Origin of the sequence: Streptomyces sp. NBC_00203 (genome assembly GCF_045206325.1) — a bacterium.
GTDB classification, from domain to species: domain Bacteria; phylum Actinomycetota; class Actinomycetes; order Streptomycetales; family Streptomycetaceae; genus Streptomyces; species Streptomyces lutosisoli.
In genome coordinates this window covers 2,290,172-2,306,691 of the sequence record NZ_CP108126.1, presented here as the reverse complement: position 1 = coordinate 2,306,691, position 16,520 = coordinate 2,290,172, and the positions used below count along the sequence as shown (strand labels likewise).

The 16,520-nt window shown below is 70.6% G+C and carries 10 protein-coding genes; 7 read left to right on the top strand and 3 right to left on the bottom strand.

Annotated elements, in window-relative coordinates; all coding sequences use genetic code 11:
• The first annotated feature begins 453 nt into the window (after positions 1–453).
• Positions 454–1,590: a glycosyltransferase family 4 protein gene (locus OG975_RS10630; RefSeq protein WP_406328887.1), complete on the top strand. Its 1,137-nt coding sequence runs from the start codon at positions 454–456 to the stop codon at positions 1,588–1,590.
• Between the two features lie 31 nt (positions 1,591–1,621).
• Here OG975_RS10630 and OG975_RS10625 read toward each other — a convergent pair whose 3' ends face one another.
• Positions 1,622–3,256 carry a PucR family transcriptional regulator gene (locus OG975_RS10625; protein ID WP_406328886.1) on the bottom strand — a complete coding sequence of 545 codons (1,635 nt, stop codon included), beginning with the start codon at positions 3,254–3,256 and terminating at the stop codon, positions 1,622–1,624.
• Positions 3,257–3,478: 222 nt separating this feature from the next.
• Here OG975_RS10625 and OG975_RS10620 point away from each other — a divergent pair, with 222 nt between their 5' ends.
• Entirely contained in the window at positions 3,479–4,984 is a 1,506-nt protein-coding gene (locus tag OG975_RS10620) for an APC family permease (protein WP_406328885.1), read from the top strand.
• 11 nt (positions 4,985–4,995) lie between these two features.
• Positions 4,996–6,624: a flavin monoamine oxidase family protein gene (locus OG975_RS10615; protein ID WP_406328884.1), complete on the top strand. Its 1,629-nt coding sequence runs from the start codon at positions 4,996–4,998 to the stop codon at positions 6,622–6,624.
• On the opposite strand, the gene OG975_RS10610 is transcribed toward OG975_RS10615, so the two are convergent.
• Positions 6,617–8,005, bottom strand: a complete 1,389-nt coding sequence (locus OG975_RS10610) for an FAD-binding oxidoreductase (protein ID WP_406328883.1) — start codon at positions 8,003–8,005, stop codon at positions 6,617–6,619. The genes OG975_RS10615 and OG975_RS10610 overlap by 8 nt on opposite strands.
• Positions 8,006–8,075: 70 nt before the next feature.
• Complete coding sequence (locus tag OG975_RS10605) at positions 8,076–9,884, bottom strand: glycoside hydrolase family 15 protein (protein WP_406336232.1); 1,809 nt, start codon at positions 9,882–9,884, stop codon at positions 8,076–8,078.
• Between the two features lie 538 nt (positions 9,885–10,422).
• Between OG975_RS10605 and OG975_RS10600 the strand changes: the two genes are divergently transcribed.
• The 4 genes from OG975_RS10600 to ald all read left to right on the top strand — a co-directional run bounded on the left by OG975_RS10600 (position 10,423) and on the right by ald (position 16,391).
• Positions 10,423–12,090 (top strand): CTP synthase, encoded by a 1,668-nt coding sequence (locus tag OG975_RS10600; protein WP_406336231.1) that lies wholly within the window; start codon positions 10,423–10,425, stop codon positions 12,088–12,090.
• A gap of 131 nt (positions 12,091–12,221) precedes the next feature.
• Complete coding sequence (locus tag OG975_RS10595; protein WP_406328882.1) at positions 12,222–12,848, top strand: NUDIX domain-containing protein; 627 nt, start codon at positions 12,222–12,224, stop codon at positions 12,846–12,848.
• Positions 12,849–13,019: 171 nt separating this feature from the next.
• Positions 13,020–15,101, top strand: coding sequence for a tetratricopeptide repeat protein (locus OG975_RS10590; RefSeq protein WP_406328881.1), 2,082 nt, complete (start codon positions 13,020–13,022; stop codon positions 15,099–15,101).
• A 165-nt stretch (positions 15,102–15,266) separates the two neighbouring features.
• The gene (gene ald / locus OG975_RS10585) at positions 15,267–16,391 is read left to right on the top strand and encodes an alanine dehydrogenase (RefSeq protein WP_406328880.1); all 1,125 of its coding nucleotides are present in this window, start codon (positions 15,267–15,269) and stop codon (positions 16,389–16,391) included.
• Positions 16,392–16,520 lie beyond the last annotated feature (129 nt).

Here is a 16,520-nt window from a genome sequence, read left to right as displayed (position 1 = left end):
CAAGCTTCGCCGCTCCGCGGCGGTTTCCCAACCGCCCGCCTGTTTTCGACCGCTCCGCGTTCCCCGTATCAGGCCCGCTCCGCGGGCCCCTCGGGTGTTGGATTCGGTACCGCCCTGGACCTCACCCCGCGCCGCCCTCACCACCCTGCGCTCCAACGCGCCCGGTGTCACCGCCCACGGGGAGCGCGAGCGCAAGAACTGGACCCCTGCTCCCCGTCCCGCCCCCAAGCCCGCCCAAAACCCCGCTACTTCTCACTCGTGTGAGTGACCGCGCGCCCGGCGAGTTGCCCATGCCGTCGCGACCGTCGTCCGGTGGTGGTCCCGGAACGCCCGTGCGGCCTGGCATCCTTGGCGTAGTACGCGGAGCACGACGTGCGGTACACCCCCCCTCTGCACGATCCTTCTGTACGTTTCTTCGTGACCGTCCGACGCCGAACCAGGAGCCCCGGCCACGTGAGCCACGTGAGCAGCCACTCACCGCACGGCCAGTCGCCGCTGCGCACCGTGCAGGTGCTCGGCGGCGGGAGCGCGGGCAGCAGTGCGCATGTGCGGTCGCTGGCTTCGGGGCTCGTCGCCCGGGGCGTGCGGGTCACCGTGTGCGCCCCCGCCGAGGCCGATCACGCGTACGGGTTCACCGGCGTGGGCGCACAGCACGTTCCCGTGCCGCGCAGCAGTGACCCCGCCTCCGTGGCCGCGCTGCGGACGGCCTGCGCGGACGCCGACCTCGTGCACGCGCACGGGCTGCACGCGGCGCTCAGGGCCGCGCTCGCGCTCAGTGGGCGGCGCGTGCCGCTCGTCGTCACCTGGCACACGCGCTCGCACGCGGAGGGGGCACGGGCCCATCTGCTGCGGCTCCTTGAGCGGCGGGTGGCGAAGGCCGCCGCTGTCGTCCTCGGTACCTCCTCCGACCTCGTGGACCGGGCGCGCAGCAGGGGAGCGCGGGACGCGCGGCTCGCCGCCGTCGCCTTCCCGGTGCCGCGCACCCCGGTCGAGCTGGGTGACCCCGACCGGCTGCGGCACAAGGCGCGGGCCGAACTCGGCGCCATCGACCGCCCGTTGCTCATGGCGGTCGGCTCCCTCGACCGGCATCGCGGTTACGACACCCTGCTGGACGCCGCGCGAGCCTGGCGTCACCTCGATCCCGCGCCGCTGCTCGTGATCGCGGGGGAGGGGCCGCTCCGGACTGTTCTGCAGCGCCGTATCGAGGACGAAGGACTGCCCGTCCGGCTGATCGGGCGGCGTGACGACATCACGGAGCTCCTCGCGGCCGCCGAGATCGCGCTGCTGCCCAGCAGTTGGGAATCCCGCTCCGTCCTCGCGCAAGAGGCCCTCCACGCGCGCGTGCCGCTCGTCGCGACCGCGGTCGGGGGCGTCCCCGAACTGGTCGGCGACGCGGCCGAACTCGTTCCGTACGGCGATGCGGAGGCGCTCGCCGAAGCCGTCGTACGCCTGCTCGGTGATCCCGCTCGCCGAGAGGTTCTCCAGGAGAAGGGCGCCCGACAGGCCGCCACCTGGCCGACCGAGGACGAGACGGTCGCCCAAGTGCTGAGCGTCTACGACGAGTTGACGCAGCACCGGCCTTTGGGCTGACCGCGTGACGCGGTACCGGTGTCTGGGCCGGCTACGGCACATGCCTCCGGGCCCGCAGCGCCAGGCTCAACGCCAGTACCGTCTGCGGGTCGTCCAGGTCCGTGCCCAGCAACTCACCGATCCGGGCGAGCCGGTTGTAGAGGGTCTGCCGGTTGAGGTGCAGTTCGCGGGCCGTCTCCGCCTTGCGGCCCGCGTGGGCCAAGTACGTCTCCAGGGTGGGCAGGAGCGGTGGCTTGGAGCGGTTGTCGTGGTCGCGGAGGGGGCCGATCGCGCGGTCCACGAAGGCCGCCAGGTCCGGGTGGTCGCGCAGCCGCCACAGGAGCAGGTCGATGTCCAGGCGGCGGGCGTCGTACCAGGGGCGGTCCGACAGGCCCTGCGCCGCCGTCGCCGTCTCCGCCGCGTGCCGCAGGCCCGCCGAGGCCGCCGCCCAGCCGCCCGCGACGCCGACGACCACCACCGGTGGCTGCGCCCCGGGGCGCTGCATGCCCGCGCGCTCCACGCCTGCCCGCAGCGCCGCCGCGACCCGGTCCGCCACGGCCGCGCGTTCGGACTCCGAGCGCAGGCCCAGCAGGAGCGGGACGCGGCCCTCGACCGGGCGTACGCCCAGCAGGACCGGGACGCCCACGGAGGCCAGCTCCTCGGCGACCGCGCGGGCCAGGACGGCCCAGCCGCCGCCGGGCGACAGGCCGTCGGCGAGTCGCATCACGACGGGCAGGAGCGGGCTCGCGCCGGGCTTGAATCCGAGCACGCGGGCCTGCGCGGGCGCGTCCTCGGCCGCGATGCGGCCCTCCGCGAGGTCGGTGAGGAAGTCGCCGCGACCGCGCGCGGCGAGCTCCTCCTCCTGGCGGGCCTGCATCAGGACGACGGCCAGGATGCCCGCGGCACGCTCCGCTGCGATCCGGTGCACCGGGGCGACAGGGGAGCTGACGGGCAGGAGGACCAGCCGGGCCCGTACCGAGCCGGTGCCGGGGCCGCCGCCCGGCACGTCCACGAGGATCGTCCCGGCGGGCGGCTCCTCTTTGTGCTGGCCGCGCAGCCCCTCCCACACCTGGAGCGGATCGGCGCCCGAAGACCCGGTCCCGGCCCCGGCGGCGTACAGGAGCTGGCCGTCGGCCGTCTCCAGGAAGACGGGATTGCCGCTGAAGTCGGCCAGGATGGAGAGGACTTGGGGGACACCGCCGCCGCCGAGGAGCGCCTCGGTACATCGCCGGTGCACCTCCTCGGCCTGCTGGAGCAGTGCGTAGTGGCCGTTGACGATCTCGGTGTGGATCTCCTCCGTGACCGTCACGAACGGCACCTCACGGTGCAGCTGGACCAGGGGGAGTCCGGCGGTGCGCGCCGTCTCCACGAGGGCCGCGGGCAGCCGGGTGAAGCGCGGTCCGAGCTCCACGACGAGCGCCGCGATGCCGCGTTCGGCGAGGGTGCGGACGAAGGCGCGCTGGTCGGCCGGGCGGGTGCCGAGGCCGTAGCCCGTGGTCAGGAGCAGTTCGCCGCCCTTGAGGAGCGAGGCGATGTTCGGGACCTCGCCCGCGTGCACCCAGCGCACGGTGCGCTGCAGCCGGTCGGCCCCCGCGAGGATCTCCGGCAGCCCGCTGCGCAGCCCGGGCAGTTCCAGTGCCCGCTGCACGGTGATTCCGGCGCCTTGCGTGTCGTAACGGCTGTCCATGCAGCGGACGCTACCTGCGCAGACGTTCCGGGCACATCTCCGACCCGTTACGGGCGACGTCGCGGAGGTCATGTGCGCGACAATGCGTCGCTCCCCTGCCGGAAATACGCGACCTCGTGTCTGTTGTGGCGTGCGTCACCATGTCGCCAAACTGTCGCATCCGCAAGAAATCGACGAATGATCTTCGGATTTCGTTGAGCTGACATACTGGGAGGGGCGGGAATGGTAGAAACACCCACGCGAGAGGTGCATCGCCTCAAAGCGAATTCCGTAGGTCTGGTGGGCGTCGTGTTCATGGCGGTCGCCACCGCCGCGCCGATCACCGCGATGACGGGCAACCTCCCCATCGCGGTCGGGTTCGGCAACGGCACGGGCGCGCCCGCGGGCTATCTCTTCGCCACGGTCGTGCTGACGGTCTTCTCCGTCGGATACGTCGCCATGGCCAAGCGGATCACTGCCGCGGGAGCCTTCTACGGCTACATCTCGCACGGTCTGGGCCGGATCGCCGGGATGGCCTCCGGAATGCTCGCCGTGATGGCGTACATCGTCTTCGAGGCGTCCATCGTCGGCGTCTTCTCGTACTTCGCGAAGACCACGGTCGACGACCAGCTGGGTGTCGACCTGCCGTGGATCCTCTACGCGGCCGCCATGCTCGCCGTCACAGCCGTCCTGTCGTACTTCGACATCAACCTCACCGCGAAGGCCCTCGGCGTGATGCTGATCGCCGAGATCGCCGTGCTGTTCGCGGTGGCCACCGCTGTGCTCGTCCACGGCGGCGGCCCGGACGGCATCCCTGTAGAGCCCATCAATCCGAAGAACGCCTTCACCGGGACCTCGGCCGGGCTCGGTCTGTTCTTCGCCTTCTGGTCGTGGGTCGGGTTCGAGTCGACGGCGATGTACGGCGAGGAGTCCCGCGACCCGAAGCGGGTCATCCCGCGCGCCACGCTGATCTCGGTCGTCGGCGTCGGACTGTTCTACATCTACGTCTCCTGGATGACGATCGCCGGCAACGGCCTGAAGGGCTCGGTCAAGATCTCCTCCGGCACGAGCCCCCTCGACCTGTTCTTCGACCCGGCGCACGCCTTCATCGGCGCCTGGGCGGTCGACGCCTTCCAGTGGCTGCTGATCACCGGCTCGTTCGCCTGCGGCATGGCCTTCCACCAGTGCGCGGCACGCTACTTGTACGCGATCGGGCGCGAGGGCTTCCTGCACCCGGCCCTGGGCCGTACGCACGCGCGGCACGGCTCCCCGTACATCGCCTCGTTCGTCCAGTCCGTCATCGCCGTCGCGCTCGTGGCCGCCTTCTGGCTGACCGGGCAGGACCCGTACATCCACCTCTACACGCTGCTCGCGATCCTCGGCACGATGGCGATCCTCATCGTGCAGACGCTGTGCTCGTTCGCGGTCATCGGCTACTTCCGAACGAACCACCCCGAGGACCGGCACTGGTTCAGGACCTTCACCGCGCCCCTGATCGGCGGGATCGGCATGATCGCCGTGGTCGTGCTGCTGGTGCTGAACCTGGACACCGCCGCGGGTACGGCGGCGGACTCGCTCTTCTTCAAGGCCATCCCGTGGATCGTCGGCCTGGTCTTCTTCGGCGGCCTCGGCCTCGGGTTCTACCTCAAGGTCAGACAGCCCGAGCGCTACGCCGTCATCGGCCGGATCGTCCTGGAGGACGCGGCCGAGCGCACGGACGACGTCCAGCAAGCCTCTGCCACCGTCTGAGGAGCAGCACTGTGTCCCGTACGAACACGATGCACGTCCTGCGCAGCCTGGCCGCCGACCACGCCGCCGCACGCCGACTGGGCATCCCCGTCGCCGAGTTGCGGGGGCAGCGGCTGAGCCGCCGCGCCGTCCTGAAGGGAGCCGGAGCCGTCGGACTCGCCACCGCGACGGGTCTCGCGGCGGCACCCGGAGCCACCGCCGCCCAGACCACCGCGGCCGCGTCCGCTCCCCGTATCGCCGTCGTGGGCGCCGGAATCGCCGGGCTCACCGCCGCCCTCACCCTGAACGACGCGGGCCTCGCCTGCACGCTCTACGAGGCCAACCCGGACCGCGTAGGCGGCCGCATGTACTCGCAGCGCGACCACTGGGCGTACGGCCAGACCTCCGAGATCGGCGGCGAGCTGATCGACACCAGCCACAAGAAGATGCTGGAGCTGTGCCGCCGCTTCGGGCTGCCGACCGAGGACTTCCTCGGCGGCGGGCCCAACGGAGCCGAGGAAGTCCTCTGGTTCGACGGCGGGTACTACTCGCGTGACCAGGCCGACGAGGACTTCAAGGCCGTCTACCAGGCCCTCCACCAGGACCTGCAGAACTCCGGCGAGGTCTTCTGGAACCAGACCACGGCGGCGGGCACCGCCCTCGACAACATGTCGCTGTACGACTGGATCGAGTCCCGTGTGCCGGGCGGTCACGACTCGCCCCTCGGACGTCTCTTCGACGTCGCGTACAACGTCGAGTACGGCGCCGACACCACCGACCAGTCCGCGCTCGCCCTCGTCCTGCTGATGGGCTACCAGACCAATCCCGGCAACTTCAACATCTGGGGCCTGTCCAACGAGCGCTACCACATCACCGGCGGCAACGACCAACTCCCGCACGCCATCGCCGACTACCTGCCCGACGACACGATCCTCCAGGGCTGGTCTCTCGACGCGGTGAAGGCCAACAGCGACGGCACGCAGACGCTGACGTTCACCGAGTCCGGTGCCACCCGCACCGTCACCGCCGACCACACCGTCCTGTGCGTGCCGCTGCCGGTCCTCCAGCGGCTCGACCTCACCCAGGCCGCCTTCGACACCCGGATGACGAACCTGCTGCGCGACGCCCGCATGGGCTACTGCACCAAGCTCAATATGCAGTTCTCCAGCCGTCCCTGGCGCGGCACGGGCGCCTGGCCCGGCGTGTCCGCCGGCGAGTGCTTCACCGACACCGAGGTCCAGCAGACCTGGGACGCCACCAAGGTCCAGCCGGGCACGGGCGGCATCCTCATCCAGTACGGCGGCGGCAGCCTCGCCAAGTCGCTGGCGCCCGCGAGCCCGTTCTCGTACGAGAACGATCCGTACGTCACCGGCCTCGCGAAGAAGTACCTCGCCGGCATCGACGCCTTCTTCCCCGGTACGTCGGCGGCCTGGACCGGCAAGGCCCAGCTCTCCGCCTGGCACCTCAACCCGTACTCCCTGGGCGCCTACTCGTACTGGCCCGTGGGCTATCTCCACCGGTACGCGGGCTACGAGGGGGTCGCCCAGGGCAACATCCACATCGGCGGCGAGCACTGTTCGTACGACTTCCAAGGCTTCATGGAGGGCGGCGCGACCGAAGGCGAGCGTGCCGCCCAGGAGGTGATCGCCGCCGTCAGCTAGGCACCGGCGCGATGTTGTGGTTGAAGCGGAAGACGTTGTCGGGGTCGTATTCCGCTTTCACCGCGGCCAGCCGCCGGAGGTTCCCGGTGCCGAGGCCGGCCACGACCCGGTCCGCGCCCTCGTTCCCGATGAAGTTGAGGTAGACCGCGCCGGTGCTCCACGGCCGGACGCCCGCGCGGACCTCCCCGACCCACTGGACGCAGCGCTCGTCGTCGGCCGGGTCCTCCCAGATTCCGAAGGGGTGCACGCCCCAGGGTGCGTCCCGGTAGGGGACCGGGAAGCGGGCCGGGCCCGAGGCGATGGCGCCGCCCTGCGGGAACAGCACATGCTGGGTTCCCGTGGGCACGGGCACGGACTCGCCGAGGGCGCAGAACACGTCCACGAGTTCGTCGGGCAGACCTGTCAGATACTCCGCCGACCAGTAGTTCCGCAGGCCGGGCGGGTCGTCGAGCATGCACTGGAGGTCGGGGTAGGGGATGGCGGTGAGCATCTCGGCCTCGTGCGGCAGCGCCAGCAGCGGCTGGGCGAGCTTGCGCAGATCTTCCTCGCCGCCGACGTACGTGAGGAGAACGGCGCACAGCAGCTTGCCGACCATGTGCTCGGGGACGAACTCCTCGGGCGGGCCCGTCGTATACATGACGGCGCCGCCCGCTTCCGACGGGCCGTTCTCGATGACCTCGCGGTAGACGCGGATCAGGTCCGGGCCGGCGTCCGGCTGGGACATCAGCAGGGCGATGGACAATTCCGGCAGCGGGTGCAGCTTCAGGGTGAGCGCGGTGGCGACGCCGAAGTTCCCGCCGCCGCCGTGCAGGGCCCAGAAGAGTTCCGCGTTCTCGTGGTCGGTGGCCCGGACCGACGTCCCGTCGGCCGTCACCAGTTCTATGCCGAGCAGATTGTCGGCGGCGAGGCCGAACGACCGGTCGAGCCAGCCGTTCCCGCCGCCGAGTACGAAGCCGCCGACGCCGGTGGTCGAGACGCGGCCGCCGGTCGTCGCCAGGCCGTACGGCTGGGTGGCCAGGTCGAGGTCGCTCATGATGGCGCCGCCCTCCACCCGTACCGTCTCGGAACCCGGATGGACCGTCACCGTCCGCATCCGGCGCAGGTCGATGACCAGGCCGCCGTCGTTGAGCGACATGCCCGACACGCTGTGGCCGCCGCCGCGCACCGCGATCGGCAGGTCCAGGTCCCGCGCGAAGCGCACCGAACGGGCTACCTCGGCCTCGCTCTCGCATCGCGCGATCACGGCGGGGCGTTTGTCGATCATCGCGTTGAAGATCGTCCGGGCGTCGTCGTACCCGGGGTCGTCCGGGGCGAACACCTCACCGGTCAGGTCCGCGCGGAGCGCGGCGAGCGCCGCGCCCGCCTTCCCGAGGGGAGCCATGGCAGCCGCCCCCTTCCAGCAGGGGACAGGACTATGTCCAGGCTAGGCGGGCACGGCGGATCGGTCCTGTTCAGCCGCCGTACGCCCCCGAGGCCGTCAGCCTTAGCGCCGTGTCGATCAGCGGAACGTGACTGAACGCCTGCGGGAAGTTGCCCACCTGCCGCTGGAGCCGCGGGTCCCACTCCTCGGCGAGCAGACCGAGGTCGTTCCTGAGCGCCAGCAGCCTCTCGAAGAGCTTGCGGGCCTCGTCGACGCGGCCGATCATCGCCAGGTCGTCCGCCATCCAGAACGAGCAGGCGAGGAAGGCGCCCTCGTCTCCCTCCAGGCCGTCCACGCCGGCGTCCTCACCGGTGGTCGGGTAGCGCAGGATGAAGCCGTCCGGGGTGGACAGCTCGCGCTGGATCGCCTCGATGGTGCCGATCACGCGCTTGTCGTCCGGGGGCAGGAAGCCCATCTGCGGGATGAGAAGCAGCGAGGCGTCCAGCTCCTTGGAGCCGTACGACTGCGTGAACGTGTTGCGCTCCTTGTCGTAGCCCTTCTCGCACACGTCCCGGTGGATGTCGTCGCGCAGTTCGCGCCACTTCTCCAGCGGGCCGTCCGCGTCGCCGGACTCGATGAGCTTGATGGTGCGGTCGACGGCGACCCAGGCCATCACCTTGGAGTGAACGAAGTGCCGTCGTGGACCTCGGACTTCCCAGATGCCCTCGTCCGGCTGGTCCCAGTGGTTCTCCAGGTAGCGGATCAGCTTCAGCTGGAGCAGCGAGGCGTAGTCGTTGCGGGACAGGCCCGTCATGTGGGCCAGGTGCAGGGCCTCGGTGACCTCGCCGTACACATCGAGCTGGAGCTGGTGCGCGGCGCCGTTCCCGACCCGTACGGGCGTCGAATTCTCGTATCCGGGAAGCCAGTCGAGCTCCGCCTCGCCCAACTCCCGTTCGCCCGCGATGCCGTACATGATCTGCAGGTTCTCCGGGTCGCCGGCGACGGCGCGCAGCAGCCACTCGCGCCAGGCGCGGGCTTCCTCGCGATAGCCGGTGCGCAGCAGCGAGGAGAGGGTGATGGCGGCGTCGCGGAGCCAGGTGTAGCGGTAGTCCCAGTTGCGTACGCCGCCGATCTCCTCCGGGAGGGAGGTGGTGGGCGCGGCGACGATGCCGCCCGTGGGCGCGTAGGTCAGGGCCTTCAGCGTGATCAGCGAGCGGACGACGGCCTCACGGTAGGGGCCGTGGTACGTGCACTGCTCGACCCAGTCGCGCCAGAAGTCCTCGGTGGCCTCCAGCGACTGCTCGGGCTCGGGCAGCGCGGGGGGCTGCTTGTGCGAGGGTTCCCACGAGATGGTGAACGCGATCCGGTCGCCGGGCGCCACCGTGAAGTCCGCGTAGGTGGTCAGTGCCTTGCCGTAGGTCTCGCAGGCGGTGTCGAACCACACCGAGTCGGGCCCGGCGACGGCGACCGTGCGCCCCTCGTGCTTGTGCACCCAGGGCACCACGCGGCCGTAGCTGAAACGCATCCGCAGCGCGGAGCGCATCGGCACCCGGCCCGTGACGCCCTCGACGATCCGGATCAGCTGCGGCGCGCCGTCGCGCGGGGGCATGAAATCGGTCACGCGGACCGTGCCGCGCGGGGTGTCCCACTCGGATTCGAGGATCAGCGAGTCGCCGCGGTATCTGCGGCGCGCCGCCGTCGGGGGTTCGGCGTCGGCCGCGTGCGCCGGGCCCAGCCGCCAGAATCCGTGTTCCTCCGTGCCGAGCAGTCCTGCGAAGACGGCATGGGAGTCGAAGCGGGGCAGGCACAGCCAGTCGACTGTGCCGTCCCTGCAGACCAGCGCCGCTGTCTGCATGTCTCCGATGAGTGCGTAGTCCTCGATGCGCCCGGCCACGTGCATCTCCAGTCGAACGGCCACGTCGCCCCCCGAGGGGCGGTCGCTCTGCGGTCAGGGAACGTTGGTAATGCGAAACGTCGGTACTAAGGAACGTCAGTAGTGTGCGGAACGTTGATCATGCGTCGCTGCGAAACGTCAATTGTCGGTGCGGTGGGCGGTGCGATTGTCGTTTCGAAACGCACTGACGAGCTCTCGTTGTTCCGGGATACGGGCGGGGATGGTGCCGTGTGTCGGGCCGGGCTCGGCAGCGAGTGTCCGAGCAGGATACGACGCACCTGGAAGATCCGCGTGCCGCTCCCGGTAACCCGACTCGTCCGATCGAGTGAGCGGCGAGCGAGTGTCGAGTGGGTGCTGTGCGGGGTCTGTGCCGACGTGTGCGCGGAGCGTGGCCGGAAGCGGTCTCGTTCTGTCGCTGATACCCTGGTAGCCCGTGGACCGGTGGGCAAGAAACCCCCGAACCGCAGCGACGGCACCTCCGGAAATCTCCGGACCCCACGCCGCACGCACCCCAGACCGAGACCACGGGAGCCCCCTCTTGGCCATGCCGCCCGCTGCTTTTCGAAACAGCACAGCCTCGACGACCAAGCACATCTTCGTCACCGGGGGTGTCGCCTCCTCCCTCGGCAAGGGTCTGACCGCCTCCAGCCTGGGCGCGCTGCTCAAGGCGCGGGGTCTGCGGGTCACGATGCAGAAGCTCGACCCGTACCTGAACGTCGACCCGGGCACCATGAACCCGTTCCAGCACGGCGAGGTGTTCGTCACCAACGACGGCGCCGAGACCGACCTGGACATCGGTCACTACGAGCGCTTCCTCGACGTGGACCTGGACGGCTCGGCCAACGTCACCACCGGCCAGGTGTACTCGACGGTCATCGCCAAGGAGCGGCGCGGCGAGTACCTGGGCGACACGGTTCAGGTCATTCCGCACATCACCAACGAGATCAAGCACCGCATCCGCCGCATGGCCACCGACGACGTCGACGTCGTCATCACGGAGGTCGGCGGCACGGTCGGCGACATCGAGTCCCTGCCGTTCCTGGAGACGGTCCGCCAGGTCCGTCACGAGGTCGGCCGCGACAACGTGTTCGTCGTGCACATCTCGCTCCTCCCGTACATCGGCCCGTCCGGGGAGCTGAAGACGAAGCCGACGCAGCACTCGGTTGCGGCGCTGCGCAACATCGGTATTCAGCCGGACGCGATCGTGCTGCGCGCCGACCGCGACGTGCCGACCGCGATCAAGCGCAAGATCTCGCTGATGTGCGACGTCGACGAGGCGGCCGTCGTCGCGGCCATCGACGCCAAGTCGATCTACGACATCCCGAAGGTCCTGCACACCGAGGGCCTGGACGCGTACGTCGTACGCAAGCTCGACCTGCCCTTCCGCGACGTGGACTGGACGACCTGGGACGACCTGCTCGACCGCGTCCACAACCCGCTCCACGAGATCAACCTGGCGCTCGTCGGCAAGTACATCGACCTGCCCGACGCCTACCTCTCGGTCACCGAGGCCCTGCGCGCGGGCGGCTTCGCCAACAAGGCCCGCGTGAAGATCAAGTGGGTCACCTCGGACGACTGCAGGACCCCGGCGGGCGCCGCGCAGCAGCTCGGCGACGTCGACGCGATCTGCATTCCCGGCGGCTTCGGCGACCGCGGTGTCTCCGGCAAGGTCGGCGCCATCCAGTACGCCCGCGAGAACAAGATCCCGCTGCTCGGCCTGTGTCTGGGCCTGCAGTGCATCGTGATCGAGGCCGCGCGCAACCTGGCCGACATCGCGGACGCCAACTCCACCGAGTTCGACTCCGCGACCGCCCACCCGGTGATCTCCACCATGGCCGAGCAGCTCGACATCGTGGCGGGCGAGGGCGACATGGGCGGCACGATGCGCCTGGGTATGTATCCGGCCAAGCTCGCCGAGGGCTCCATCGTGCGCGAGGTGTACGACGGCAAGGAGTACGTCGAGGAGCGCCACCGCCACCGCTACGAGGTGAACAACGCCTACCGCGCCGAGCTGGAGAAGAAGGCCGGTCTGCAGTTCTCCGGCACCTCCCCGGACGGCAAGCTGGTCGAGTACGTCGAGTACCCGCGCGACGTCCACCCGTACCTGGTCGGGACGCAGGCGCACCCCGAGCTGCGCTCCCGTCCGACCCGCCCGCACCCGCTCTTCGCCGGCCTGGTCAAGGCCGCCGTGGAGCGCAAGACGGGTAAGTAGCACAAGGGTTGTACGGTGGCCGGGGTGCGCGTCTTTCGAGGTGCGCGCCCCGGTTTCCGTTGCAGCCTCGCTGTGGCCGATTCCTTTCGGCCGTGACCGGTTTCCTTTTGTACGTGTGGGAAGGGCAGGCCATGACGATCAAGGACACCACCGAGGAGTGGGAGGTCCGGGCGACCGAGACCCCCTTCAAGGGCAACAAGACCTCGGTGCGCACCGACGACGTGGTCATGCCCGACGGATCGGTCGCCCGCCGCGACTACCAGGTACACCCCGGCTCCGTGGCCGTCCTCGCCCTCGACGACGAGGACCGCGTACTCGTCATCCGCCAGTACCGCCACCCCGTGCGCCACAAGCTCTGGGAGATCCCGGCGGGCCTGCTCGACATCCCGGGCGAGAACCCGCTGCACGCCGCCCAGCGCGAGCTGTACGAAGAGGCGCACGTCAAGGCCGAGGACTGGCGCGTGCTGACCGACGTCTTCACCACGCCCGGCGGCTGCGACGAGGCCGTCCGCATCTTCCTCGCCCGCAATATCTCCGAGGCCGAGGGCCGGCGCTTCGAGGTCGAGGACGAAGAGGCCGACATGGAGCTGGCCAGGGTCTCCGTCGACGAGCTCGTGCGCGGGGTGCTCGCCGGTGATCTGCACAACAACTGCCTGGTCGTCGGCGTCCTTGCGCTGGTGGCCGCGCGTCATGGCGACGGCCTCGAAGCGCTGCGCCCGGCGGAGGCGCCGTGGCCCGCGCGTCCCTTCGAGGTCTGATCCACCTCTGACGTCACCCCGATGCCGTCAGTCCTACGATCGCCTGATCCGATCGGGGGACGTGTCCGCCGCGCTCCTCCCAGATCGTCGCAGAGCGTGAACTAGGCTCTGGAAACGCCCGAACCGGAGTCCCGGCGGGCCCCAGCGTGCAGTGGGACGGGAGTGTGGCCCGTGACGGATCAGGCGGTGGACATCGGCGGCACGAAAGTGTCGGCCAAGGGGCAGCGCCCGGCTGCCGGGTCCGCTCCCACGGAGGGTCAGTTCCTGGGCCGTACAAGAGAGTTGAAGGAACTCCGGGCCGACATCGCGCGCGCGGGCCTCGACACCCTCTCCGGTCGCAAGGCGCCACGCGCGCGCGTGCTGCTCATCGCGGGCAAGCCCGGATCGGGCCGCACCGCGCTCGCCGAAGAGCTCGCAGGGCAGGTCGCCGAGAGTTACCCCGACGGGGTGCTGCGCGCCCGGCTCACCGAGCCCGACGGCACTCCGGTACCCACCGAACGCACCGCGCGGGAACTGCTCACCGCCCTGGACCGGCCCACGCCGCCCGGGGCCGCCGCCGACGACCTGAGCGAGGCGGTGCGCGAGGCCCTCGCCACCCGCCGCGCGCTGCTCCTGCTCGACGACGCGGCCGACGCCGGACAGGTCGACGCGCTGCTGCCGGACACCCCGGAGTGCCTGGTCGTCGCCGTCTCCGGCGGGCCGCTGACCGGCATCGCGGACGTCCGCCCCTGCACTCTGGGCGGCCTGGACACCAAGTCCGCCCTGGAACTCCTCGACCGCTTCACCGGCTCGGTGCGCATCACCGTCGACCCGCTCGCCGCCGAGGGGCTGGTCGAACTGTGCGCGGGCCAGCCCGCCGCCCTGGTGCTCGCCGGCGGCTGGCTCGCGGCCCGCCCGCAGTCGGCCGTCGCCGACCTCGCCAAGCAGCTGCGCACCGACGGCGAGGAGGGCTCGCCGCTGGCCCGCGTCTTCCGGCTCACCTACGCCTCGCTGCCGACCACCGCCGCGCGGATACTGCGACTGCTCTCCCTGGCCCCCGCGGGCCTCGTCGACCCGCACACCGCGTCCGCGCTCGCCGGCTGCTCGGTGGGCGCCGCCCGCGCCACCCTGGACGACTTCGCCGGCCTCGGGCTCGTGCGGCCTGTCGAGTCGCCGCTGCCGCAGTACGAGGTGCCCGGCTGTCTGCTGCCGCTGCTGCGCGCCCTCACCGACACCCACGACCGCCCGGCCGAGCTGCAGCTGGCCCGCGCCAGGATGCTGGAGCGGACCGTACGGCTGCTGGTGTCCTGCCGCGCGATCACCGAGACCGACAGCTCGCCCGCCCGCGAGAAGCTCGCCGGGATGCCCCGCGCCCTGCGCTTCCCGAACCCCCGGGCGGCCGCCGACTGGCTGCGCATCCGGCAGCCCGCGCTGCTCGCCTCGGCTCGGCTGGCGGTCGCCGACGGCGAGCTGGACACGCTGGCCCGCCGCCTCATGGCCGCGCTGGTGAGGGCGATGGTCGCGCACGTCGGTACGCGGGCGGCCGCGCCCGAGCTGTACGGCATCCACCGGCTCGTCCTGGACGTCGCCGAGCGCCGGAACCTGCCCCGCGAGAAGGCCGCGGCCCTGCTGAACCTGGCCGACCTGGACGCGCAGACCGGCCGGACGGCCGAGGCCCTCGCCCGCTACCGGGCCGCGCTGGACGCCGGACGCGAAGCAAATGACCCGTACGCGACCGGCCGCGCGATGGAATCCGTAGGCGGCGCCCATCAGGAGCTGGGGGACTACGACCGGGCCGCCGACTGGTACGGCAGGGCGCTCGCCGAGCGGCTGGCGCGCGACGAGCGCGTGGACGCGGCCCGGCTGTACGGCCGTATCGCCACCGCGCACACCTACGCGGGCCGCTACGGCGAGGCGTTGCGCAACTGGCGCGCCGCCGTCACCGGGCACCGCAGGAACGACGATGTGGCTGCCCAGGCGCGGGCGTTGAGCGAGCTGGCGCGCGTCCAGGAGTACGCCGGGCGCCCCGAGGAGTCACTGCGCACCTGCCAGGAGGCGGTCGAGTGGGCGCGCCGCGCCGACGACGTCCGGCTGCAGGCCGCGCTGCAGCTCCGGCTGGCCGACACCCTGGACCGGCTCGGGGACCCCGCCGCCGCCCGGCTGCACCGCGGGGCGGCCGAGCGAATGCTCGGTGACGAGCTCCCGGAGGGCGTGATGGCCATGGAACAGGGCGCTAACGCCTACGAAATCCGTAGTGCATCCGCCGAAGATTGATGCATTGAAAGGCTAGACAGAGGGAATCCCTTCATTAAACTGGCTCCGCTGCGTTCTTTCGTGGTGTCTCCCGGTGCGCCCCCGTGTATCCGGGTATGACATGCATTGCCCCGGCTTGCATCGCCCCGGCCATGCATAGCCCCAGAACCCTCTGAGTCAAGGACCGTGATCGACGTGAAGGTCGGCATCCCCCGCGAGGTCAAGAACAACGAGTTCCGGGTGGCCATCACCCCCGCCGGCGTGCACGAGCTGGTGCGCCACGGCCACCAGGTCTTCATCGAGCAGAACGCCGGTGTCGGCTCCTCGATCACGGACGGCGAGTACGTGTCCGCCGGCGCGCAGATCCTCGGCACCGCCGACGAGGTCTGGGCCACCGCCGACCTGCTGCTGAAGGTCAAGGAGCCCATCGCGGAGGAGTACCACCGCCTCCGCAAGGACCAGACGCTCTTCACCTACCTGCACCTGGCCGCTTCCAAGGAGTGCACGGACGCGCTCCTGGAGTCCGGCACCACGGCGATCGCGTACGAGACCGTCGAGCTGCCCAGCCGCGCGCTGCCGCTGCTCGCCCCGATGTCCGAGGTCGCGGGCCGCCTCGCCCCGCAGGTCGGCGCCTACCACCTGATGCGCGCGGCCGGCGGCCGTGGCGTCCTGCCGGGCGGTGTCCCGGGTGTGACCCCGGCGAAGGCCGTCGTCATCGGCGGTGGAGTCTCCGGCTGGAACGCCGCGCAGATCGCCATCGGCATGGGCTTCGATGTGACCCTGCTCGACCGCGACATCAACAAGCTGCGTGAGGCCGACAAGATCTTCGGCACCAAGATCAAGGCGGTCATGTCCAACTCCTTCGAGCTGGAGAAGGCCTGCCTGGAGGCCGACCTCGTCATCGGTGCCGTGCTCATCCCCGGTGCCAAGGCTCCGAAGCTGGTCACCAACGAGCTTGTGTCCCGCATGAAGCCGGGAAGTGTCCTTGTCGACATCGCGATCGACCAGGGCGGCTGCTTCGAGGACTCGCGTCCCACCACCCACGCCGAGCCGACCTTCAAGGTGCACAACTCGGTCTTCTACTGCGTCGCCAACATGCCGGGCGCCGTGCCGAACACCTCCACCAACGCCCTCACCAACGCCACGCTTCCCTACATCGTGTCGCTGGCCGACAACGGCTGGGTCGAGGCGCTGCGCCGTGACGCCGCGCTCGCCAAGGGTCTCAACACCCATGACGGCAAGGTGGTTTACCGCGAGGTCGCCGAGGCGCTCGGCCTGGAGCACGTCGAGCTGGAGAGCCTGCTCGGTTAAGTCATCAACGGGTAAAAGGCGATACGTCAACATAGATCGTCAACACCGCGCACCCGGCCGGACCTTGCCCGACAAGGTCCGGCCGGATGTGTCTCGGGTCACTTTGCGACACTCGTTCAACTCGCCACG